The organism is Pararhizobium sp. DWP3-4 (genome assembly GCF_049898205.1).
GTDB lineage: Bacteria > Pseudomonadota > Alphaproteobacteria > Rhizobiales > Rhizobiaceae > Pararhizobium.
In genome coordinates, this window is sequence record NZ_JAFCXF010000005.1 from 420,758 (window position 1) to 442,412 (window position 21,655).

At 57.6% G+C, this 21,655-nt stretch carries 20 protein-coding genes and 1 pseudogene; 14 read left to right on the forward strand and 7 right to left on the reverse strand.

Translation table 11 applies throughout. From position 1 onward, the window contains the following. The first annotated feature begins 3 nt into the window (after nucleotides 1-3). From ACP7E6_RS15900 to ACP7E6_RS15915, 4 genes are all read left to right on the forward strand, one after another. Entirely contained in the window at nucleotides 4-735 is a 732-nt protein-coding gene (locus ACP7E6_RS15900; RefSeq protein ID WP_426230712.1) for a hypothetical protein, read from the forward strand. Next, nucleotides 735-2,990 (forward strand): glycosyltransferase family 2 protein, encoded by a 2,256-nt coding sequence (locus tag ACP7E6_RS15905; protein ID WP_426230713.1) that lies wholly within the window; start codon nucleotides 735-737, stop codon nucleotides 2,988-2,990. The genes ACP7E6_RS15900 and ACP7E6_RS15905 overlap by 1 nt, the downstream gene beginning before the upstream one ends. Further along, entirely contained in the window at nucleotides 2,987-4,306 is a 1,320-nt protein-coding gene (locus tag ACP7E6_RS15910) for a glycosyltransferase family 4 protein (protein ID WP_426230714.1), read from the forward strand. Before ACP7E6_RS15905 ends, ACP7E6_RS15910 begins: the two co-directional genes overlap by 4 nt. Before the next feature lie 72 nt (nucleotides 4,307-4,378). Continuing rightward, nucleotides 4,379-4,768, forward strand: coding sequence for a hypothetical protein (locus ACP7E6_RS15915; protein WP_426230715.1), 390 nt, complete (start codon nucleotides 4,379-4,381; stop codon nucleotides 4,766-4,768). A 155-nt stretch (nucleotides 4,769-4,923) separates the two neighbouring features. Here the strand turns inward: ACP7E6_RS15915 and ACP7E6_RS15920 are convergent, their stop codons facing one another. After that, a complete protein-coding gene (locus ACP7E6_RS15920) occupies nucleotides 4,924-5,880 on the reverse strand; it encodes a hypothetical protein (protein WP_426230716.1) in 957 nt (318 codons plus the stop codon). Between the two features lie 685 nt (nucleotides 5,881-6,565). After that, nucleotides 6,566-7,453 (reverse strand): LysR family transcriptional regulator, encoded by an 888-nt coding sequence (locus tag ACP7E6_RS15925; protein WP_426230717.1) that lies wholly within the window; start codon nucleotides 7,451-7,453, stop codon nucleotides 6,566-6,568. A 98-nt stretch (nucleotides 7,454-7,551) separates the two neighbouring features. Here ACP7E6_RS15925 and ACP7E6_RS15930 point away from each other — a divergent pair, with 98 nt between their 5' ends. From ACP7E6_RS15930 to ACP7E6_RS15960, 7 genes are all read left to right on the forward strand, one after another. After that, the gene (locus ACP7E6_RS15930) at nucleotides 7,552-8,781 is read left to right on the forward strand and encodes an MFS transporter (RefSeq protein WP_426230718.1); all 1,230 of its coding nucleotides are present in this window, start codon (nucleotides 7,552-7,554) and stop codon (nucleotides 8,779-8,781) included. 62 nt (nucleotides 8,782-8,843) lie between these two features. Continuing rightward, a complete protein-coding gene (locus tag ACP7E6_RS15935) occupies nucleotides 8,844-9,950 on the forward strand; it encodes an alpha/beta hydrolase (protein ID WP_426230719.1) in 1,107 nt (368 codons plus the stop codon). Nucleotides 9,951-10,091: 141 nt separating this feature from the next. After that, nucleotides 10,092-10,565 (forward strand): hypothetical protein, encoded by a 474-nt coding sequence (locus ACP7E6_RS15940; protein WP_426230720.1) that lies wholly within the window; start codon nucleotides 10,092-10,094, stop codon nucleotides 10,563-10,565. Between the two features lie 18 nt (nucleotides 10,566-10,583). After that, a complete protein-coding gene (locus ACP7E6_RS15945) occupies nucleotides 10,584-11,282 on the forward strand; it encodes a DUF4405 domain-containing protein (protein ID WP_426230721.1) in 699 nt (232 codons plus the stop codon). A 62-nt stretch (nucleotides 11,283-11,344) separates the two neighbouring features. Continuing rightward, nucleotides 11,345-11,698, forward strand: a complete 354-nt coding sequence (locus ACP7E6_RS15950; protein ID WP_426230722.1) for a cyclophilin-like fold protein — start codon at nucleotides 11,345-11,347, stop codon at nucleotides 11,696-11,698. A 172-nt stretch (nucleotides 11,699-11,870) separates the two neighbouring features. Then, on the forward strand, nucleotides 11,871-12,656 hold the full coding sequence (locus ACP7E6_RS15955) for a carboxymuconolactone decarboxylase family protein (protein WP_426230723.1): 786 nt from the start codon (nucleotides 11,871-11,873) through the stop codon (nucleotides 12,654-12,656). Nucleotides 12,657-12,845: 189 nt separating this feature from the next. Beyond that, the gene (locus ACP7E6_RS15960; protein ID WP_426230724.1) at nucleotides 12,846-13,313 is read left to right on the forward strand and encodes a (R)-mandelonitrile lyase; all 468 of its coding nucleotides are present in this window, start codon (nucleotides 12,846-12,848) and stop codon (nucleotides 13,311-13,313) included. Nucleotides 13,314-13,429: 116 nt separating this feature from the next. Here ACP7E6_RS15960 and ACP7E6_RS15965 read toward each other — a convergent pair. Together ACP7E6_RS15965 and ACP7E6_RS15970 are read right to left on the reverse strand one after the other, a co-directional pair. After that, nucleotides 13,430-13,576, reverse strand: a pseudogene (locus tag ACP7E6_RS15965) (type II toxin-antitoxin system RelE/ParE family toxin); the annotation flags it as partial. Continuing rightward, on the reverse strand, nucleotides 13,573-13,881 hold the full coding sequence (locus tag ACP7E6_RS15970; RefSeq protein ID WP_426230725.1) for a type II toxin-antitoxin system RelB/DinJ family antitoxin: 309 nt from the start codon (nucleotides 13,879-13,881) through the stop codon (nucleotides 13,573-13,575). The pseudogene ACP7E6_RS15965 and the gene ACP7E6_RS15970, both read right to left, overlap by 4 nt. A gap of 359 nt (nucleotides 13,882-14,240) precedes the next feature. On the opposite strand from ACP7E6_RS15970, the gene ACP7E6_RS15975 reads away from it, so the two are divergent. The 3 genes from ACP7E6_RS15975 (at nucleotide 14,241) to ACP7E6_RS15985 (ending at nucleotide 18,549) form a co-directional block, all read left to right on the forward strand. Beyond that, complete coding sequence (locus ACP7E6_RS15975; protein ID WP_426230726.1) at nucleotides 14,241-16,028, forward strand: peroxidase family protein; 1,788 nt, start codon at nucleotides 14,241-14,243, stop codon at nucleotides 16,026-16,028. A 294-nt stretch (nucleotides 16,029-16,322) separates the two neighbouring features. Further along, complete coding sequence (locus tag ACP7E6_RS15980; RefSeq protein ID WP_426230727.1) at nucleotides 16,323-16,646, forward strand: hypothetical protein; 324 nt, start codon at nucleotides 16,323-16,325, stop codon at nucleotides 16,644-16,646. Nucleotides 16,647-16,650: 4 nt separating this feature from the next. Further along, nucleotides 16,651-18,549, forward strand: a complete 1,899-nt coding sequence (locus ACP7E6_RS15985) for a M6 family metalloprotease domain-containing protein (protein WP_426230728.1) — start codon at nucleotides 16,651-16,653, stop codon at nucleotides 18,547-18,549. A 136-nt stretch (nucleotides 18,550-18,685) separates the two neighbouring features. On the opposite strand, the gene ACP7E6_RS15990 is transcribed toward ACP7E6_RS15985, so the two are convergent. From ACP7E6_RS15990 to ACP7E6_RS16000, 3 genes are read right to left on the reverse strand one after another with little or no spacing between them, the layout of a single operon-like run. Beyond that, complete coding sequence (locus ACP7E6_RS15990; protein ID WP_426230729.1) at nucleotides 18,686-19,774, reverse strand: Gfo/Idh/MocA family protein; 1,089 nt, start codon at nucleotides 19,772-19,774, stop codon at nucleotides 18,686-18,688. After that, nucleotides 19,771-20,847 carry a Gfo/Idh/MocA family protein gene (locus ACP7E6_RS15995; RefSeq protein ID WP_426230730.1) on the reverse strand — a complete coding sequence of 359 codons (1,077 nt, stop codon included), beginning with the start codon at nucleotides 20,845-20,847 and terminating at the stop codon, nucleotides 19,771-19,773. Before ACP7E6_RS15995 ends, ACP7E6_RS15990 begins: the two co-directional genes overlap by 4 nt. Continuing rightward, a complete protein-coding gene (locus ACP7E6_RS16000; protein ID WP_426230731.1) occupies nucleotides 20,844-21,650 on the reverse strand; it encodes a 3-methyl-2-oxobutanoate hydroxymethyltransferase in 807 nt (268 codons plus the stop codon). Before ACP7E6_RS16000 ends, ACP7E6_RS15995 begins: the two co-directional genes overlap by 4 nt. Between the last annotated feature and the right edge of the window lie 5 nt (nucleotides 21,651-21,655).

The following is a 21,655-nucleotide window of genomic DNA, read 5'->3' on the forward strand; positions in this document are numbered from 1 at the left end:
CTCATGGCCATTCCCGCTGAACGACTGGATGCCGCGTCCGAACAGGACAATGCCAAGCCGATGAGCGGCCGGGTGGACGCCATCGACATGGGCAGGATCTTCGGCTGGGCATTCGACCCGATGGCGCCGGATCAACGTCTGATCATCCGTGTCCTGCTCGATGGCAAGGTGATTGCAGAGGCCGTTGCCGATCGCAATCGCCCGGACTTGCGGCGCAACGGCATTGGCGATGGCAATCATGCATTTGAAATCGCGCTGCCCGATCAAGTTCAGTCGCGCGCGAGCGATATCGTCGTCATGGCGAGAAATGAAAGTGGTTCCGAGCAGGCCTTGCGCGTTCCACAACCAAACGAGCAGGCGGCCGAGGCTCTTATCGCCGCGCCGCTTGCGAAGGTGCTCGACAAGCTCGACGTGCTGATGGCGTCCCAACGGCAGCTGCAGGTCTCCCAGCGCTCGTTGCAGCGCGCACCGGACCTTGACGCCGACAAGGCAGAATCCACCGGCCTCAGCGAGGTCGGCCACGCCGTCGAGAGCCTCAGGGTGGATATCGGCCAAAGGCTGAATGATCTCGACGTCCATCTCATGCGGCTGGATGGGGTCGTGGGTGGAATGGAAAAGAACTTGAACACTCTGCGCAAGCGTGGGAACGGCGAATTGAAGCCGCTGCTGCTGTTGCTGTTTGTTCTCGTGGGATTTGCCGCGGGCGCGAGCCTTGCGCTGATTGTCAGGATATGATGCGCAGCGAGGACGGCGTGCTGGCTACAGAACAATCCCGGGCTGTTACGAGCCCCGCAACAGGCAGGCATGCGGCGAACAGGGCAATGCGCCCTGGGCGGGTTATCGGCTACCGCATCGACGAGACAACCTTGCTGATCATCGGCCTTGGCCGTGTCGCCGCCGGCAGCGCGATGGTCGTCATTGGCGACGACCTCGCAGACACGCGAAGCGCGTTTGTTTCGGAATGGCGATTGTCCGCGCCCTCACCTCGGGCCAGGCATGGGTTTGCAGCACTCCTGCCAATAGGGGACGCACACCCGGACATAAGCACGATACGGTTCGGAGAGGAGGAGACGGGCGCGCAGTTCATCTTCGCACCCCGGCTCGCCGCCGCAGAGGAAGCAGCCACGCTTATTCTCGAGTCCGCGGGATCCCAGTCAGCCGCGGTCATCGATGGGCTCGTGGACGAGCTGATGGCCGGCGATGTTACCCGCCACAGGCTTCTGACAATCACCGCGCTCTTGCAAGCGGCTCACGCAAGTGATGGTTTCGTCGAGCTGATCGGTGAAAGCCATGATGGTGTGACGTTCCTGCAAGGCTGGAGCCGCGGCATGGCGCCCGGATCTTGCCGGATGTTCGTGGTAGGCAATGCGACACCGGTGATCGCTGAGTTCGGCATCGCGGTCTTTCCCCGGCCCGACGCCCCCGATGGCGCCTCCGGTTTTGTCGGCCTTCTCGATGCCAACAAAGCGACCGGCGCTCTGGACATCGAAGGTCTGGTCTTTCGGGCGCGCGCCGGTTGGCGGCACATTGCACTCCACCCCAAAAAACGCATCACCGGCCCAATGGAAACGCCCGAACATATCCGGTCGATCCTGCTGCGGACCCATGGCTCTCCCGACGTGCTGCTTTCCCTTCGAGCCGCTGCCAACAGCTTTGCGGGCAAGGAAACCGTCTCCAGCCTGCCCTATCCCGTCCGGATGGGCATAGACAACGTATTCGAGGCAGATGGAGGCAATCTCCTCGTCTCCGGCTGGCTTTATGACCCGGACGGCCACATCACAACGGTGGGGTTGTGCCGAAACAATGCCGCGGCTCGCCTCGACGAATGTTGGACGCGCTACGATCGCCCTGACGTCTCGGAAAGTTTCAACGAGCAGCAGCACTTCGCTCCGAGCCTTCGCGGCGAACAGCATACGCATGGCTTCATCGCCCAGGCACAATTACCGAGTGACGATCCTGACGCATCTCTCTACTTCGAATTAACGCTACGCGATTTACGCCGCGCTTTTTTACCGGCGAAACCGGTGCGGGTTTCGGCGCGTTCCGCGACATTGCGCCAGATCGGCGCCATCGATCCCGCGAACTGCGCGCTGCCGGCGATCATCGATGCGCAAATTGTCCCTTTCCTCAGACAGTCTGGAAGGTCGGTCCCTGTCATCGACACCATCTTGAATACTGGCCGCTTCGATGAGGAAAGCAGCCCGCCGATCGTCATCGGTGCCGGCGAAAGCGAGGAGGACATTGCCCCACTATTGGCCTTGCTCGCGCTCGATCCGGAAACCCGAGCCGCGCCGATCGTCATCGCCATGCCTGAAGTGCGCTTTCGCAGGCAAACAGCCCGTATCAGGGAACTCGCGCGGTTCTACGGCCTTTCGGTTCGGCTGGTATCGGTGAACGGAAGCGGCGATGACTGCGACATGCTTGAAGCGGGCATACAAGCACTCACCTGCGAAACGGTCGTCTCGCTCTCCGCCTCGCTGATCCCGCGCGCGGCAGGCTGGTACGGCAAATTGGTGGCAACCAGCGCGACCCTGAAAGGAAGCGTCGTCTCGCCCGTTCTGGCATATGAGGACCATTCCATTCGCTGGGCGGGGAGCTGGATCGAGGAAGACAACGACGACCAGCCTGTCGTAGGTCGCTATACCGGCTATCCGCTCAAGGCGGTCACCGACATGACACTGACCCGTATCGCAGCTGCATCGCTCGCGTGCTGCATCATGCCTCGCAACGCTGTGGCGCGTGCGGGTGGCTTTTCCGCCGGCTATCTTGGGGCGCATGAAAAGGGTCTGGATCTCGGCCTTCGCCTCAACCTGTCGGGCATCGAATCCTATGTGCTTCCATCGGTGCAGATGTGGGGCTGCGACGACGTACGCGGCGGAGGTAGCCCGGCTTTGACCGCGCTGGTGGAAGAGATCGACCGCAAGATCTTCAAGAGCCAATGGTCGCCGGTTCTCGGCATAAAAAAGCACCTGGAAAAGAGGCCTACATGAACGAAAAGCTTCGCATCCTTGTCGTCTCGCACGCGCACCCAACACTCTCGCTCGGCGGAGCGGAAATCGCATCTCACAACCTGCATCGCGGCCTGAACGCACTGCCAAACGTAGAATCGGTTTACCTGGCCCGGGTCGGCAATCCTGTCCCACGCCACGCCGCGTCCGCGCTGATGAGCCTTCGCCTTGCCGAGGACGAGTTGGTGTTCCACGCTGACGACTATGACCATTTCTTTCTGTCCAACGGTGATACCAAGACGATCAGCCGGGACCTTTTGCGTTTCGCACGTGATCTGAGGCCCCATGTCATACATTTCCACCACGTTCTCGGCATCGGCCTTGAAGCGCTCTATGCACTCAGAGAAGCATTCCCGCACGCCGCCATCCTCGTTACGTTCCACGAATACCTGTCGATCTGCCACAACCACGGGCAAATGGTGAAGCGACACTCAGGACAGCTGTGCGAAACAGCCTCTCCCGTCGCCTGCCACGGTTGCTTTCCCGATATCCCCGTCTCACGCTTCCTCAAGCGTGAGCAGTTTACTCGCGGGATGCTTGGCCTTGCCGATGCTTTCGTCTCGCCCAGCCGTTTTCTGGCGGATCGCTACACCGCGTGGGGCATTGAAAAGGACAAGCTCTTCGTGATCGAAAACGGGATCGCTGTGGAAGCGGCTGCGCCCGCCCGTGTGTTGCAGGGAGCCAACCCTCGCCGCAACCGCTTTGCCTATTTCGGACAGATGACGCCGTTCAAGGGGGTCGATGTCCTAATTGACGCTGTTTCGCGCATTCCGAAGGAACTGTGGGGCGAAGACTCCTGCCTGATGATCTTCGGCGGCAATCTTGAACGCCAGCCAATCGAATTCCAGGAGCGGATGAGGAAGCTCATTGCGGACGCCGGACCCCGCGTCCGCTTCTATGGCGCGTACCAGAACGCGGAGGTACCGCGCCTTATGCGTTCGGTCGACTGGGTGGTTTTGCCGTCCGTCTGGTGGGAAAACTCGCCCGTCGTGATCCAGGAGGCCCTGCTCCATTGCCGACCGATGATCAGCTCCGATATCGGCGGGATGGTCGAGAAAGTGCGTGACGGCAAGGACGGCCTTCACTTCCGCGCAGGCAGCAGTCAGGATCTCGCGGACCGTATCGCGGAGACATTGGGCAATAACCAGATCTGGGAACAGCTGCGTAGCTCGATGCGACAACCGGCTGATCACCTGGGTTGCGCACGCGAACATCTCAAACTGTATCGGGCGTTGCTGCGCAGGAAACTCGATGCGGTAACGACCGAGGCCCCGGCGCTTCTCCCGCACGCACTTTAACATGACCGCCACGGTGGCAACATCGTCGCGGTGGAACGATGCGCCCCCGAAGAGGCCCACAAATTCGGCATCGTGTCCCTGAAGGCAAGCGGCGATGGTCCCCTTGTCACCGATCTCGTGGAAAAGCCAGTGCCCGACACGTTGCCGAGCAACCTGTTCATTTCCGGGCGCTACATCATTCGACCCGAGATATTCGACCTGCTGGAAAACCCGTCCCCCGGCGCCGGCGGCGAGATCCAGTTGACGGATGCCATGATCGCCCTGATGACCAGGCAGACGATCAGGCCGTTCGAATCCGCGGCCACACCTTCGATTGCGGCTCACCCGCAGCTTCGTGAGTTCCAACCTGCACATGGCACTTTCCCGCGCCGACCTGGCTGCCTTCGTCACCATGGAAATCAAAGCCCCGACCACGGCACGAAGCGCGGTCGCTTGCAGGTAATTGAAGTAGATTGCGGGTGAAAACCCGCGATCTACTTCGGCCTTCGTACTCAACCGCCTGTTCTTCCCCGAAAACCAGTGCATTTCAGGTGAACTTATGGCCGCGCGCACGGCCTGTGGGTGTGCCGTCATGTTCGGAAAGGCCGTCCTCCAGGCCAGGCGCGGCAACTTTCAGATCATGAACGCGAGGTGCCATCCTTACCGCAGCTACGCGCGATACGGCCGTCCAGTTCCGCCAGGCGGCCGGCGAAGCCAGGATTTTCCGACTGATACGTCATAGCGTCCACAAGCAAGGTCCGCGCCGCAGCAAGCTCTCCATCGCGAATGTGGCGATTGGCCCGATGGTAGAGAAAATTTGCCCGCTCGACAGGAGAGAAAGTCACTCCGAAGTGCGCATGAAACCGATCTGCCCAGGCCCGATGGCGAGCGATCGCCGCCACGGCGATCTGATAGGGTCTCATTGGCGCCGTCAGTCGGGCTGCGCGAACCAGAGGGCGTAGAGCCGGAAGATCGTCTGCGCGGCAGGCCTCTATCAGCGATAGCGCGCGCGCCGTCCCGGTAAATGCCCGAACGGTGCCATGGCCGGTCATGTGAACCGGAATGAGATGCGTCTTCTCCTGCCGCATACCTATCCGAACGGCGTGCTGGCGATCGACGGCGTGGAACGGATCGAAGAAGAGATAGGCCCGCCCGGCTGCGTGATCGGGCGCTATCGCCATATTGGTGTGGAGTTCGGGCGAGAAATGGCGTGCAAACCTGCCGTCAAAAGGAACCGCCTTCGGATCGATCGAGACTTGAGGGCAAAAGGCGATGGCAACGTCAGCGTTGAAGCGCCTGCGGTAGCGTAACGCCGCGTAGCCGCCCTGTGAGTGTCCGTAAAGGACCCGCTCCCGTGCTGTATTAAGAATGGGCGCAGCGGCCTCGACAGCCTTAACGACGCTCGCTGCCGGAAACCAGTTCGGCCGTCGACTGATGAAGCCAAGCGCAGAAATGCCGGCTTTCTCACAGAACCGCTGCCCCCAGAAGCGACTGCCGTTCGCCGTCATTTCCATCTCGTTAAAGGTGATGAGAAGATAGGGAGATGACCCCGCGCGATATATCACTTCCAGGTTCTCATCCGAAAATATGCGCATGCGGCTCACCCACAAAATAACAAATCAGATAAATATACTTCAAAATTTTATGTAAATTCCCCCAGTGTGGATAGACATAACATGTAGTTCGAAATCAACCCGTGGTCTACACTCTCTCTTTCCGGATATGTTGCTTAATCACACCACCATGGAAGCCAGGGCGATCCCCGACGCGCGTTTCAAACTTCTGAGGCCTCACGACTATTGGTTTGAGTTAGCCACCAGATTGACTTACTGGCTGACATTTGTGTCCGCAGATATGCGTCCGCGCGGCATTCTTCTGAAAAAGGACGCTGCTGTTTGATCGCGGCTGTTCCCTTTATGCACGCCTTGATGTTGGAGTGGACGGCCCCTGAACGGCATCGAGGTGCCAGAATGAGCCGTTAGGATCTCAATCGAAGGGGCCGCCCATGGAAAGTGCTGCACTCGTTAGTGCTGTGCGCTAGCGAGGCTTCGATCCTGCGACAATCGTCGTTGGCCCAAGGTCAGATGAGAACCACCATGTTCGGGCCGCGATCAGCTTGTTTCAATATGGTGCGTGCCAGCGCCTGACTAACCTTAATCGGGAGTAGTTTCACACGCTTCGTCTTCACCTCTGCCACCAGCCTTCCATGCAGGCAGCGCATCAAAACAGTGGCGGGAGCAATGTCGGGCCCGGACCATCGCCTTTTTTTGGAAATCGACCTTAGACACGAAGCGCTTCAACAACGACCTTAAACGCTGGAGAGTTTTGTCGTCTGCTGGGATAGTAGAGGTAGTACCCCGAAAACAGGGGCGTCCAGTCATCCAGGACCTGCACCAATTCTCCAGACACAATCTGACGTTCCACTAGGTTTTCTGGCACGTAGGCGATGCCATAGCCCTTCACGGCCGCATCGATCATCGCGTAAGACGTGTTGAAGGTCAGTTGACCCTCGACACGGACACGTAACTCCCTGCCGTCCTTTTCGAATTCCCAACTGTACAGCCCACCCAGATGCGACTGCCGGTGGTTGATACAATCATGACCGACAAGATCCTGCGGTGTTTCAGGAACTGCCCGGTTAGCGAAATACTCCGGAGACCCGACGGCGATTAGACGCCAGTCGGGACCGATGCGGACGGCGATCATGTCCTTGTCCACGCTCTCGCCAAGTCGCACGCCGGCGTCGAACTTTTCTTCCACAATGTTCCGAAAGCCATTGTCGCTGTTCAGCTCGACCTTGATGTCAGGGTAGTCCCGTAGCACTAACCGTAATTTCGGCCAGACGACGCTTTCCAACGCGTGGTCGGAAAGCGTGATCCGCACTGAGCCGGACGGCTTGTCCCGGATTGCCATCAATTCGTCGATTTCGGTTTCGAGCTCTTCGATGCGAGGTGCAAGAGAGCGGATCAGCCTCTCGCCTGCCTCGGTCGGTGAAACACTACGGGTGGTGCGGGTCAGAAGGCGCAATCCCATCCGGGCTTCGAGCTTCTTGATCGTATGACTGATCGTCGATTGCGACGTGCCAAGTTTCGCAGCCGCCTTGGTGAAGCTCCGCTCCTCCGCCACGGCCAGGAACCAGAGCATGTCGTTTAGATCTTCCCGCTTCATGGTTCCCTCCAAGCGTTATCGATTGATGTCATCAATCGATAAGTCCAAGCGAATTGCAATGGCTAATCTTCAAGCTGACCCCGGCATATATTGCCGCCATGACACAGCACGCTCTCACACGATCCGACTTCGACAACGACGACATCGACCCTGCGTTCGGGATACCCGCCGATTCGGCTTTACCAATTGCAGCCTGGGGCGCGGTCATCTCAATGGCGCTGTGTGTCGCGGTTCTGATCGCCTCGGAGTTCATGCCCGTCAGCCTTCTATCGCCAATTGCTACGGAGTTGGGCGTCACGGAGGGTCGCGCTGGCCAGGCGATCTCGATCTCCGGCATCTTTGCGGTCCTCACCAGCATCTTGGTGGCCGGGCTAACGCGGCGATTGGACAGGCGGCTGGTCCTTGCGTCATTTTCACTGATCCTGGTAACCTCCGGAACGATCGTCACTTTCGCCCCCAACTATCTCATGCTGATGATTGGGCGCGCCTTGTTGGGTATCGCCATTGGCGGCTTCTGGTCGATGTCGACTTCGATCGTCATGCGGCTGGTGCCTGAGGATTCCGTGCCGAAGGGCCTTGCGATGCTGAATGCAGGCAATGCCATCGCGGCAACGATCGCGGCCCCTTTAGGAAGTCTGCTTGGCAGCTACATAGGCTGGAGAGGCGCATTCTTTGCCGTCGTTCCAGTGGCCCTGCTGGCTCTCGTCTGGCAGTGGATCAGCCTGCCATCACTGCCTCCTCGCAACGAGGGCTCGTCGAATGTTTTTCGATTGCTTATCCGCCCCCCGGTGGCCATCGGCATGGTCTCGATCATGCTGCTCTTCATGGGCCAGTTCGCTTTGTTCACATACCTCCGCCCCTTCCTGGAAACGGTGACGTCTGTCTCGATCTCGACCCTGTCTCTCCTGCTCCTGCTAATGGGGCTGGCGGGTGTCGCAGGGAGCACGATCGTCACTCATCTCCTTCCGAAGCGATTGTTCGTCATTCTCGCTGCAATCCCGCTGATCATGGCCTTCATCGCATTGGGGCTGATTGCATTCGGATCGTCCTCGACGATCACCGCGATGCTTCTGATCGGCTGGGGTGTGTTCAGCACGGCAGCTCCCGTCGGCTGGGGGACATGGCTCAGCCGCAACATGGCCGACGACGCGGAGGCAGGCGGCGGGCTGCAAGTCGCAACGATCCAGCTCGCAATCACCCTTGGCGCCTCTATCGGCGGAGTCCTGTTCGACGGCTACGGCTGGTGGACCACCTTCCTGTTCGCTGCGGTGCTGCTGGTCGGCTCATTTCTGTTCGCCATCGCCGCCTGGCGTTCCACACGCCGATGAAACACGGCGGTCACTCCCTCCAGCTCAATTTCCATCTCATCACCACTCAAGGAGACATGCAGATGACCAACCACAATCAAGACGACCCACAGACCTCGACGACCGGTATCGATCGGCGCCGCCTACTAAAGATGACGGGTGTCAGCGTCGCAGCCCTCGGTGCGATGTCCATTTTCAACATGACAGATGCAAAGGCTCAAGACATGTCCAACGGCGCGTCCAATTTCTACACCAGCGACCGCGTGACCCTGCAGAAGGTCACGTTCAAAACCCAGTACCAGACGAATGTCGCCGGTAATCTCTTCCTACCCAAAGACCTTGACCGTGCGTCGAAAAACCCGGCCATCATCGTCGGTCACCCGATGGGTGCCGTGAAAGAGCAGAGCGCCAATCTCTATGCCACCAAGATGGCCGAACAGGGTTTTGTCGCTATGTCCATCGACCTGCCCTTCTGGGGCGAGAGCGAAGGTCAGTCGCGTAACATGGTTTCCCCGGAAGTCTATTCGGAAGCGTTCAGCGCGGGTGTCGATTTCCTCGGCTCCCATTCCTTCGTTGACCGCGGCAACATCGGCGCTATTGGGGTCTGTGGCAGTGGCAGCTTTGTCATCAGTGCGGCCAAGATCGATCCGCGCATCAAGGCGGTCGCCACCGTCAGCATGTACGATATGGGCTCGGCCTTCCGTGACGCGCTCAACCACTCCCAGAGCGTCGAGCAGCGCAAGGCGTTCATCGCGGAAGCTGCCGAGCAGCGCTGGGCCGAAGCAGATGGCGCCCCTATCCAATACGTCGGGGGCACCACTCTGGAACTGACAGCCGACACCGATCCTGTCCAGCGCGAGTTCTTCGACTTCTACCGGACGCCGCGCGGCGAGTTCACGCCGGCAGGTGCAACGAAGCAGACGACCACCAAGCCAACGATGAGCAGCATGGTCAAGTTCGCGAACTTCTACCCGTTCAACGACATCGAGACGATTTCGCCGCGGCCGATGCTGTTCATCTCAGGCGACCAGGCCCATTCGAAGGAGTTCAGCGAGGACGCCTACAAGCGTGCCTCTGAGCCGAAGGAACTGGTTTGGGTCAAGGGCGCGGGTCACGTCGATCTCTACGACCGTGTCGATCTGATCCCGTTCGACAAGCTGAAAGGCTTCTTCGATCAACACCTCGCTTGACCGGTAAACCGGAATGGGGCCGCGGGAGTTGCTCGTGACCTCAGTCCTTCCATCGGTCTCCGCCAACTCGAGAATATGCGTACGCATGGCGAGGCAGAGAGTGCGGCAGCGGTTGATCGCTCGGCATAAGGGATGAACACTATGAACATTTTTCACTGGTCCGGCTTGATGGCCCTACCCTTCGTGATCGTTCTGGCAGGCTATTTTCCGGTCGAAACCGAGCTATCGCCGACGACAGCACTTGCGGCGTCGAACTCGGTGACATTCCCGCCTCTCAATCAGCTCGAACATTACACGACGGTTCGGCGGGGGATCACCCGTGAGCACATGCTGACAAGCCCTGAAGCACTCGCGGCGATCAAGGCCGGGCAGCCTGTTCCCACCGGAACGCATATGGTTCTTGTCGACTATCAGAGCGATGTTCTCACGCGCTATCTCGTCGGACAGAAAATCGGTAATGGCGCCGATCAGTGGGAATACCAGTGGTTCTGGCCGGACAGAACCATCAAGGCGAACGAGAATGTCGCTCGCTGTTATTCCTGCCACCGGTCACAGCAATCCGAACAATTCATGTTTACGTTCGATGGAGCGATCTCCGATGACGATGCGCTTTGATGTCAGCGGGGTGCTGGCATGCTCCGGCTAGCGACCGACCGCCTTCTTCTTCCGGCCAGTATGGCCGCGCTCTTGTTGCTGTCGCTCGCCTACTGGTGGCTCGACAACGGCCCGCATGAGATTTTTGGAACGGCCATGTTCGGACTTTTGGCATGGCACCTCTACACCAACAGGCGCTGGTTCTTGAAACTTCTCATCGGCCGTTATGATGCCCGTCGCTGGGCGATCATGGTGATTCATACCTGGCTCGCGATCAATATGGCGGTGCTGTTGGCGACGAGCGTGCTGATCTCCCGCTCGGTGCTGAGCTTCATCCAATTCACGGACAATGTGAGCATCGTCGAACTCCACTGGTTCTCCGCCTATTGGGTTGCGATGATCATCGCCGTTCATGTCGGCAGCCATTGGACACGTGTGATGGCGACGACCGGCACAGTATTCGATTTCTCTCCGTCGAGAATCAGGACCGGCGTGTTCAGAATTGTTGCGGTGATCTTCGTAGCTCTTGGTGCCTGGAGTTTCGCTGTCCTCGGCGTCTCGACCAAGCTGATGTTTGGCTACAGCATTGAGTTCTGGGATTTTCCGGCCTCGGTAACGCCGTTTTTTGCACATTGGACAGCGGTCGTCGCAGGTGTCGCGATACTTTCGCACTACTCGTTGGCTGGTTTGCGGTCATCGGGAAAGCTTCATTTTCAGTCACAGAATGGTGGAGTATGAAACGTCTCCCAGAAACATCGATGATAGCCGCTTTGCTCACACTAACGCTTGGAGGAGCCTCCTTGGCGCAGGACCGCATTTCAATTTCATCCGACTGGGGCAATGTCACGGCCAAACTGGCTGACAACGCGGCTGCTCGCGCCCTTGCCGTAATGCTGCCGTTGACGATCAAGATGGACGATCATCTGCGCCAGGAGAAGACGGGCAACCTGCCGGCTGCACTGCCGTCAGCCCCTCGCCAGCGGGAATTTTCCGCGGGGACGCTTGGCCTTTGGAGTTCGGGGGATTTCGTCATCTACTACCGTGATGGACGCGTACCGTCGCCCGGCATCGTCACTCTGGGTCAGGTCCAGGGCGATGTCTCGATCTTTGACCGATCCGGAAGCGTCACTGTCAGCATAGATAAGGTTCCCTGAACCCGTTGCAGGGTGGCGATACTCTCAAGCGCACTTGCTGCGCCCGATTGATGGGATGGGCGCATAAGTACTATCGGAAAGCGACGTCTAATCCCGCTGGACTCGCCTTGCTATATCCATGTGACGGTCGCGGTTGCGTCCGTTCATGTCACCAAACGGAAGGACTTGACCCATGAAGCAGCACCTTGCAGCTACGGCGCTTTCTGTCTCACTGGCCACGGCGCCAGCCTTTGCCGACGATAGAAAATACCCGCTTGCCAATCCTCCAGTTACCGCGCAGGACATGATGTCGGTCTCGCCGGCGTTGGCGAAATACACAAACACCGCTCTTATCGGCGACTTGTGGGAACGGCCGGGTCTCACGCCACGTGATCGCAGTGTCATCACCGTCGCCGCCCTGATCGCCAGGAACCAGACCGTGGAGTTCGCCCACCACTTCAACCTGGCACTCGATAACGGCGTAAAACCGTCGGAGCTCTCGGAGATCATCACCCATCTCGCTTTCTACTCCGGTTGGGCAAATGCAACCGCTGCAGTCGCCGTCGCCAAGGATGTTTTTGCAGCACGCGGCGTCGGTCCGGACAAGCTGCCTGAAGCGTCGCCATCGCTCCTGCCGCTGGATGGTGAGAAAGATGCTTCGCGGCAGTCCACCGTAGAACAGACCGTCACGCCCACGTCTCCCGGCGTAGCGCACTTCACAAACGGCCTCTTGTTCAAAGACGTGTGGCTTCGCCCAGGGTTGGCTCCACGGGACAGGAGCCTGATTACGGTGACGTCGTTGATCGCCAACGGACAGGTCGCGCAGGTGACCTATCACCTCAACCGGGCAATGGATAACGGCATCAAACCGGAAGAAGCATCAGAAATGCTGACGCAGCTCGCATTCTATGCGGGTTGGCCAAATGTCTTTTCCGCTTTGCCGGTGGTGAAAGACGTTATCGATAAGCGTCCCTCTTGAGGGCTGAACGCGATCCCAGAAGGTCCGCCTCAGGGATCCGCCGACGAGCTTAATTGCTGATGAGAGGCTGTCGACAGCTGTCATCGCAAAGGATTTGAGATTCCCCTCGCCAACGGACAACGATGACGCTGCGATGGTCGCCGCTCACACATCCGGACAAAACTCGCTACGACGCCACAGAAGGACGAAATGATGAAACTGCTCGCCACGACTGCCATACTCTTTGGCATCTTCGCAACAACACAAGCATTCGCCGAATCTACCGAGATCTTTCCAGCGGGCTCAAGGCCGACTGCCAAGGGACCGGAAGCCAACTTCACAGGCTCGGTCATGATCGACATGCTCTACATGAACAACGAGCATACCACCAATTCCGGAGGCCTTGTGACCTTCGAACCGGGCGCGCGTTCGGCCTGGCATACCCATCCTGCGGGACAGGTCCTGATCGTTACCTCGGGATCCGGCTGGGTTCAGGAGGAAGGCGGTCAGAAGCGCCAAATCCTATCCGGCGACGTGGTGTGGACACCGCCTGGCGTCAAGCACTGGCACGGCGCGACCGATAAAAATGGCGTGAGCCATATCGCCGTGTCCAACGTCAAGGACGATAAGGCCGTCGACTGGATGGAAAAAGTCACCGACGAACAGTACCTCGACTGACAGAGCATGCCGGGCGGTGACACCTAATCGCCGGGCATTCCCTAATTGGGATCGTCGCCAGCTCGGGTGCGTGGCGTAGGGAGTTTGAGGATCGCATCCTGTTGCCCGTTCCAAAAACCGCTCGCGGGAAAATCTATCAACCGACGGACGGCAGCAACGATCCGTTCGTCGACCAGAATGGCCGCTAACGGATTTTCTGCTTCTATGTATGTGAAGATGGCGTCGCGATCCGATAACGCGAACGCAGACCAGGTAAGCTTCACGATTTGCGCGCACCCGCGTTTAGTCGAGCTGCCGCTCGACGTTCAGCAAAATGTGCCTCGACTTCGTCATCCGAGACGTCCGGTCGAGTATCGTCCAGCGCTTCAAGTACCTTGGTGCGAAACCAAGCGTCATGGGCTTGATTACCTGAAAGAAGCTCCAGCGGCAGCGCACCTTCGTTGGCCGTCCGGGTTAGTAAGATACGAACCGCGTCCGATACCGTAAGCCCCATATTTCCAAGCACTGCGGAGGCACGATCCCGAACCTCGGCATCAATACGAGTTTGTACCAGTGCATTTGCAGCCATATCGATCTCCACCGGCTGCTGCCGTGCCTACGTCCCACAATCAAATTTTCTCACTTCGCCGGACAACTAAAAACCGGACATTGCAGATATGCTAGCAGCACAAGGGAGTGCACAAAATCCGTTGCCAAAGGCCTCAGACAATTCGGCGGTCTCTTAAGGGTCCAAAGTCCATCGTGAAAGTTGGTGGAAATACGTCGTTACTGACGTTTGAATTCGGACGCCGTTCCAAGTTCGCGCACATCCATGCATAAATAGTAACTAATTAACCCCCATCAATTGTAGTCAATGCTAATATTCGCTTTTAGCTGCGACCTGTAGTAGTAGGCATTCATTGGCTGAAAAAACGGAGGGTGTTGCTAATGGCAATCGTTTTTCAATCGCATGGTGGTTCCGAAAAAGAAAAGTTAGTTTCGGGTTCCAAACTCCGAGCGGGGCAGCCAGCGACAGGTGATGTTGCTGTCGATGAGGAAGCGGATTTCGGATATTTCGTTCCGCCGCTAGACGCACCGGAAAACTACTTGCCGGAAGCGCCGGTAACCGTAGATGAGCTCGACCAACTCGGCGACCTTATGATCGATGTTGTGGCTGACGAGAACACCCAGGAAGATGCCAGCAAAGACTCTACCTTGCCCCCGGTTTTGACCTACTGGGGTCAATTCCTGGATCACGAGCTTACCGCGCGAACCGACCGCGAGGGTGCAATTACCAGTATCGCGAATGCTCACCCACCTGTGGCATCGTCGGACGTCGAGCGAGACTTTCGAAATGCACGATCGCCTCGTTTCGATCTGGACAGCGTCTACGGAGGTTCACCGGTCGGGGCTGATATCGGTCCCGAAGTCGTCACCGTGATTTCGGGCTTGAGGCATCCGACCCTGAAAAACAAGATGCGGGTCGGCACAGCCATCGGAGATGGTCCTCTGCCAGACGACAGCTTGGACGAACATCGCGACCTACCTCGTTACGGCCAGGTCCAGCAGGCCGTTCGCAACGCGGCTCTTGCGATTGCGCAATCCGCGATGCCCCCAGACGCGTTTCAGAAATTTTCCGATACGCTCTCCCAGCGCGCGATCATCGGGGATAACCGTAATGACGAAAACTTGGTCGTGGCCCAGTTTCACTTGAGCTTTCTGCGATTTCACAACAAGGTCGTGGACTATCTAGCGACCCATAACACAGGATGGCTCCCCGATTTCAACGCCGCCCAGTCTCTAACGAGACTCCACTATCAATGGCTTATTGTGGAAGGCTATTTAAAAGGAGTCTGCGACCCCGCGGTAGTACAGCGAGTACTCGATGACAGGGCTTCCCACTTCTTTAAATTCCGCGCAGAATACGACTCGAGAAAGCAGAATTCCAGATTGGGTAACGCCCTGCCGCTGGAGTTTTCGGTCGCCGCGTATCGCTTCGGCCACACGATGGTGCGGGCGTTGTACGATTACAACAGGAACTTCGGCCGACCGGGTCCACCTATTCTTCCCCATGCCACCCTTAATCTACTTTTTGGCTTCACCGGCGGCGGCGGCAACATCGACCAGGGTAAAAAGCTACCCAAAAATTGGGTGATAGACTGGACGCGTTTCACAGGCGTGTCACCGCACGATGCCGCAGATGGAGAAGCGGCAAGGTTCGCAAGAAAACTCGACACCGAGCTCGCGCCGCCTTTGCGAGTTATGGTGAAAGAGGGCGTCAACGAGCCCGACGTCGAGCTCCAGAAGCTGTTCAAGAGCCTCGCGCGGCGCAACCTGCGGCGTGGATATAACCTCCGCCTCCCGACAGGACAGGCGCTTCACAAACATCTCAAACAGATTGGTGCGGTTCAATCAGGTCCGATCGTAGATGTTTCCACCCTTTTTGCCGCGAAACCACAGCTTCGCGATTTTCTTTCGGGATCACAGTCTGGTTTTCACACTCGGACGCCGCTGTGGTTTTATGTTCTCGCCGAGGCAGAGGCGGCCGGAGGCAACCATTTGGGCGAATTGGGAAGCTGTCTTGTGGCGCTGACCTTTGTTGGCGTTCTGCTCTCTGACCCGGATTCCGCATTGTCACGGGGATTTCATCCAGATCAAAGTCCGCTGAAGATGCCGGACAATTCGCCGATCGACTCCATTGTGAAATGGATGCGATTCGCAGCTGTCATGGAATGAGATCAATACTTGATGCCCTACATTTTTCAGGGGCCCCCTGCGGCACAAGTGACCTGACGTCCGAGGCGCTCTGCGGCGCCTCGGTGATCGTTTCTTTAATGTGCCGGCCCAGAAATACATGCGAGACTGTCTGATAGCTCCTGTTACCATTCTTGCATGAACGGGTGTATCCGGTGGAGAACGGGTCGATAGCTTATGATAGGCGCACCCTAGGCGTAGATGAGCGTCTCACGAAGGAGATGATTACTCCGTGGACGCCTTCAATGCCGCGACAACTTTTCGAGGGATGCTCGCATGGTAGGAATATTTGGCGAAAAGGTTTCACTGGGGCAAGCCAATGGCCCCGACGTCGAACTGATTGTTCGCGGCACCGAATTCTATGCCACTTATGAAACACCCGATGGCTTTCCCGCCATATATGACGACGAGCTCGGCTTGTTTTGCTACGCCCGGATCGTGGAAGGCAGTTTTACCACGACAGGCGTTCCCGTGACGTCTCCCCCAACTGACGAGGTGAAACGTCATTCTACTGAAACTGACGAAGTAAGAATGAGAAAAATCGAGGAGCGTACGCAGAAAATGGGCCGGCGGTCGCGTCTGCCGCCAACAGAGGAGTAGTCCATTGACCGCGATATTCGGTGAAGTCCTGACATTCGGCCAATCAAACGGAACCGATATTAGCTTGAGGGTATTTGGTGACGAGCACTACGCCCGCTATGAAGACAAAAACGGGTATTCGACCGTCTATGACGACGGGCTTGGCCTATTCTGCTACGCACGACTTTCCGCAGGGAGCTTTCGGTCGACCGGTATACCGCTGTCCGACCCCGCCCCTGCCGGACTGGTCCGTTACTTGCAGGAATCACAGGGCACGATCGTCGCGCGGGCCGCAGCCCGAAAACATCGTCGATCGGCGATGTCCGGTGGGCACCGTGAAGAAAGGGTTATTCGCACTTCAGGACCGAACCAAGGCCTCCTAGAAGGTCGAGTTCTCTCGATAGGCACAATAAAAGGTCTGACGATCCTGGTAAATTTCGACGACCTCGCAAGTACGGTCACGCGTGCGGATGTCGATGATATGCTGAATGGCGCGAACTATACCCGTAATGGCAACGTATGTTCTGCCAATGAGTATTTCAACCGCGTGTCGTCCGGAAAACTTGACTACACCAATATCGTAGTTGGTCCTTACACACTCAGTAGGAACCGAGAGTTCTACGTTAACAATCTATTGGTCGAGGAGGCACTTCAGCTCGCCGTCGCGGACGGCGTCGATCTTAAACAATTCGATTCCCGCAACGAAAATGTCGTTGATGCCCTCAACATCATGTACGCCGGGCAAACGCAATATCGAGGGGAACTCTGGCCGCATAACTGGAATATCGATTTGCGATTTGGCACGATGCGGACGGATCTTTACCTCCTAACCAGCCTCGGTCGTACGCCAACTGATCTGACGATCGGCACATTTTGCCATGAAAACGGGCACCTGCTGTGCCGCTTCCCGGACATGTATGACTACGGGGAACGCGACAACGACAGTGTCAAAAGCGCCGGGATCGGCAGCTATTGTCTCATGGGAGCTGGAAATCACAATGACAATGGCCGCAGCCCATCACCTGTCTGCGCCTATCTGCGCGACTTAGCTGGGTGGTGCGACGAAGAAATCGACTTGAACAGAGCCGCTGCTTACGAAGCCCGTCACGGCGACTACAAGACCGTAATGAAATATCAGACTTCCAAAACCAACGAATACTTTCTAATCGAAAATAGGTCCAGGATCGGGCTCGACAGAGGTCTGCCGGCGAGCGGGCTTGCGGTCTATCATTGCGATATTCTGGGTTCTAATGAGTTGCAGCAGGGCACGGCTACAAAACACTACCAGTGTGCGTTGCTTCAGGCAGACGGACGCCGAGATCTCGAGCTCGATGCGAACCGCGGTGATGGCGAGGACCTTTACGGCGCTATCGAGGGCATCGTTCTCTCTGCCGCGTCTTCGCCAAATTCGAGGGAATGGGACGGGCGAGATTCTGGGCTGGTGATATCGGATATTTCCGCTCCGGCCGAAATCACCACGTTCAAGGTCGGCACACCGACGGCAAATTTGGTCGCTTCTGGGCGGGCAGAACCAATGGCGTCTATTCCCGACAGCGAAACCGCGGGTATTTCGAGCACTATCTCCATAACAGAGTCAGGTATCGTGGCCGAAATCAAGGTGACGGTCGACATAGAACATTCATACATCGGCGATCTCAGAGTGGTTTTGATGTCGCCTGCGGGCCGGAGTACCGTCCTTCATCCTCAACTTGGCGGATCCACCGACAATCTGGTCGCAATTTATGATTCGACTTTGCCTGGCGAGCTGGGTGCCATAGTGGGCCAACCCATGATGGGAAACTGGACGTTGAACGTCTCGGACAGATCCAAACGCGATACGGGTAAATTGCGGATCTGGAGCGTGGAGCTCAGAACGAATGGCGCTCTCTCTGAACTAGTCGCGAGCGTTCCGCCTCCGCAGTGACAAGCGTGCCATTGATGGACTTCCTGCACCAGCGACGCGCGAGGGAGAGACCGATGCCATTCCAGGCGTTCCACACACGGACCCAAAGCGCGACAATGCTCAATAAATATCGAGACGTCTGGCTGCGTCAGTAAAATTAGAAGATGTGAACGATGTTTCCTTCAACGGCCGATCTTACCGCGGCCGTCGTCAGAGCAATACTCGCGAGGTTGTCACGCGCGTTGTGTAGCGGTGCCCGGTCATCCTCGATCGCACACATCAGCTCCCCCATCGCTCCACGGAAACCGTCATTGAACCAAGTGCCCACGAGTTCAGGCCGCGCCACGCCGCGCTCTGTCCAGAGTTCAACCGACTGTGTGCCCAAGCTTGGACCGGTGCTGACGAGACTGCCTTTCGTTCCGCAGATGTAGGTGCAGTCCAGCGGCCCATACTTGGTAGCCCCGTTGAACACGAACGACGCCTGGCCCCCCTCAAATTGGACCAGCGCTTGGGCCAGAAGCGGCGGGGCGACGTCCTGATCGACAGCGCGTGCGTTGGTCGCCACCACCGAGGATGCTCGATCGCCGATGAGGCTGACCAGGAAGTCGAACCAATGGATCGCGAAATCCTGAAACACCAGGTGATGGTTAGTTTCAAACGTCGTGCCCTTAATCCACCCGTGGTTCCAGTGGATGCCAACATGGCACGATACAATTTGACCAATGAGGCCGCTTTTAACCGCTTCACGCATGTAGCTAAGATGCGGTGCCCAGCGGCCGTTCTGGTTCACAGCAAGCTTGAGGCTGCGTTTTTCGGCAAGCTCGACGAGCCTTAGTCCTGAGTCAAGCTTAAGGACGAAAGGCTTTTGCGATAAGACGTGCTTTCCTGACTGGAGTGCACGTTCGATCATCGCATAGCGCGCTTCGGGATGCGTTGTGATGTCCACGATTTCGATATCGTCACGATTGAGGACAGCCTCGAAGTCAGAAGAAGTTTCTGCTTGGGGAAAAAATGCGTTTCTGCGTTCCTCGGCTTTTGCAAGGGTGCGATTGCAGATTACCCTCACATCGTAACCGGCGGCCCGGTATGCATCTAGGTGTGCAGACGAAATTCCGCCCGCTCCGATCACGGCAATGCCAGGAGAATAGGATCTGCTGCGCGGCGGAAGATAATTGAGGACCGGCGCATCAACCAAACGCGCGTTCGCAGACTTTAGGGCGTAGTCGCTGTCGGTCGGCCCGCTCATGACAGTAGTCCTACTGTTCGCTTTTCTCTCGCCGATAATACGGCGCTGTCAATGATCTGCTGTCCGATGCGTGAGATTGCCGGATCAAGCGGTCCCACTATCGGGTTTCCGGTTTCCATACACCTGATGACATACTCAACAGCAGATCGGTGTCCATCCTGAAGGACGTCAGCCTCGACGCGCGTTGGCGTAAGTAGTTGTCGGGTCTGGACAGTCACATGCTGTTCGTAGTCAAAACTGGAGATGGTGCCTTCGGAACCGACGATGACGAAACCGCATTTCGGTTGAGGCTGCTGGGTCCAAGGATCTGTAAACGTTCCCCACCGGGTCTCGAACTTCGAAAGACCACTTTGGTAACGGCAGATCGTGATGGAATGCTCATCGACTTCTAAGCCCGCCGGCTGGTCCACGACACATGTCACCTCCACAGGCTTCTCGCCGTTCATGAACCATGTGCCAAGAGTGGTGCCATAACCCAGATAGTCACGAAGACTGCCGCCGCCCGATTCGTGCTTATACCACCATGAGCTCGGCTTTGCAGCTTCGACCTCCTTTTGACTAACTTCCGCCTTATCAGCCAAGTGATATAAAGGACCACGGTTCCCGTCGTAAAAATGGACCTCAATGACCTCGCCGATCGCACCGTCGTCGATCAACCGCTTTGCAGTGACATGGCATGGATACCAGGCGAGAGGCCAGTTTACCGCGAGAAGTTTCCCGCTGTCTTCCACGGCCCTAGTCATCCGGTCTGAGTCAGCGATTGAGGCGGCGAATGGCTTCTCGACGAGCACATGCACCCGGTACTTCGCCAGTTGCTCGACATAGTCGGCGTGATCCGCCGTCGCCGCGCAGAGGATGACCAGGTCAGGTTTTGTCTGTTCCACACACCTATCGACATCATGAAAGACTTTGTTCGTGCCGAGATTAAAGGACGCGATGGCCGACTGCATGCGTTCTGGCGATTTATCGCAAACCCCGACGATTTCGGCTTCGGGATGTTGGTAAACCTCGCGCAGCAAATCCCCCATATGCATGTGATCGAAATTGATACCTGCAACGCGCCAGTTTCTCATCCTGCGACACCCTCAAGCTCGGTCAGAAAAAGCCTAAGTTCTTCCGGTTCTATTACAACGAGGTGGTTGTCAGCGGGGAAAGCACCACTTGCGACATCCGCTGCATATTCGCAAAATGCGGATACACGTTCGGCTTGTAGGCGGCGGTACTCCGTTGAAAAGTTCCGATACACTTTTGAGTGCCGTGGATAGTGACCGTCGTGGCAGCCAAGAACGTCCGTGGCAAACAGGTACTGGGCATCGCAGCCCGCCCCGGCACCCATTGAAATCATGAGCAACCTTGTCTTCTCTGAAATAGCGGCGGCGACCTGAGGAGGAACGACTTCGATCTCGGCGGCGAATGCCCCCGCGTCTTCCAACGCCTTGGTCATTCGCCAGATATCCAACGCCGAATACGCAGTCTTGCCAACTGCCTTGAACCCGCCGGTCCAGGTCCGGCGGGACGGAATAAGGCCGACGTGGCCGACAACGGGTATGCCCTCGTCGCGCAGACGCCGGACGATACCAAGGCTGGCTCCGCAGTAGACGGCGTTCGCACCCGCCTTGAGCAGCCGGAACGCCACTCGGAGGTAATCCTCCTCAGTAATGTAAGCGCCGGGTTCCAGGCCCCCGACGACGAACGGTCGCGGACAGGCATCCCGAAACCCCGGATGCTGCAAAAGTTCAGGCGGCACGGAAAGCATGTCGATGTCGGCAACGCCGGCGGCCGCGGCCTCCTCAAGCGTCTCAACGCGAAGCTTCGTGAGTTGCCGTTTGCCCTTCAGAGAGAGCAAGTCGGCGACAGTGGGCTGGGTCGATTTCATCCTAT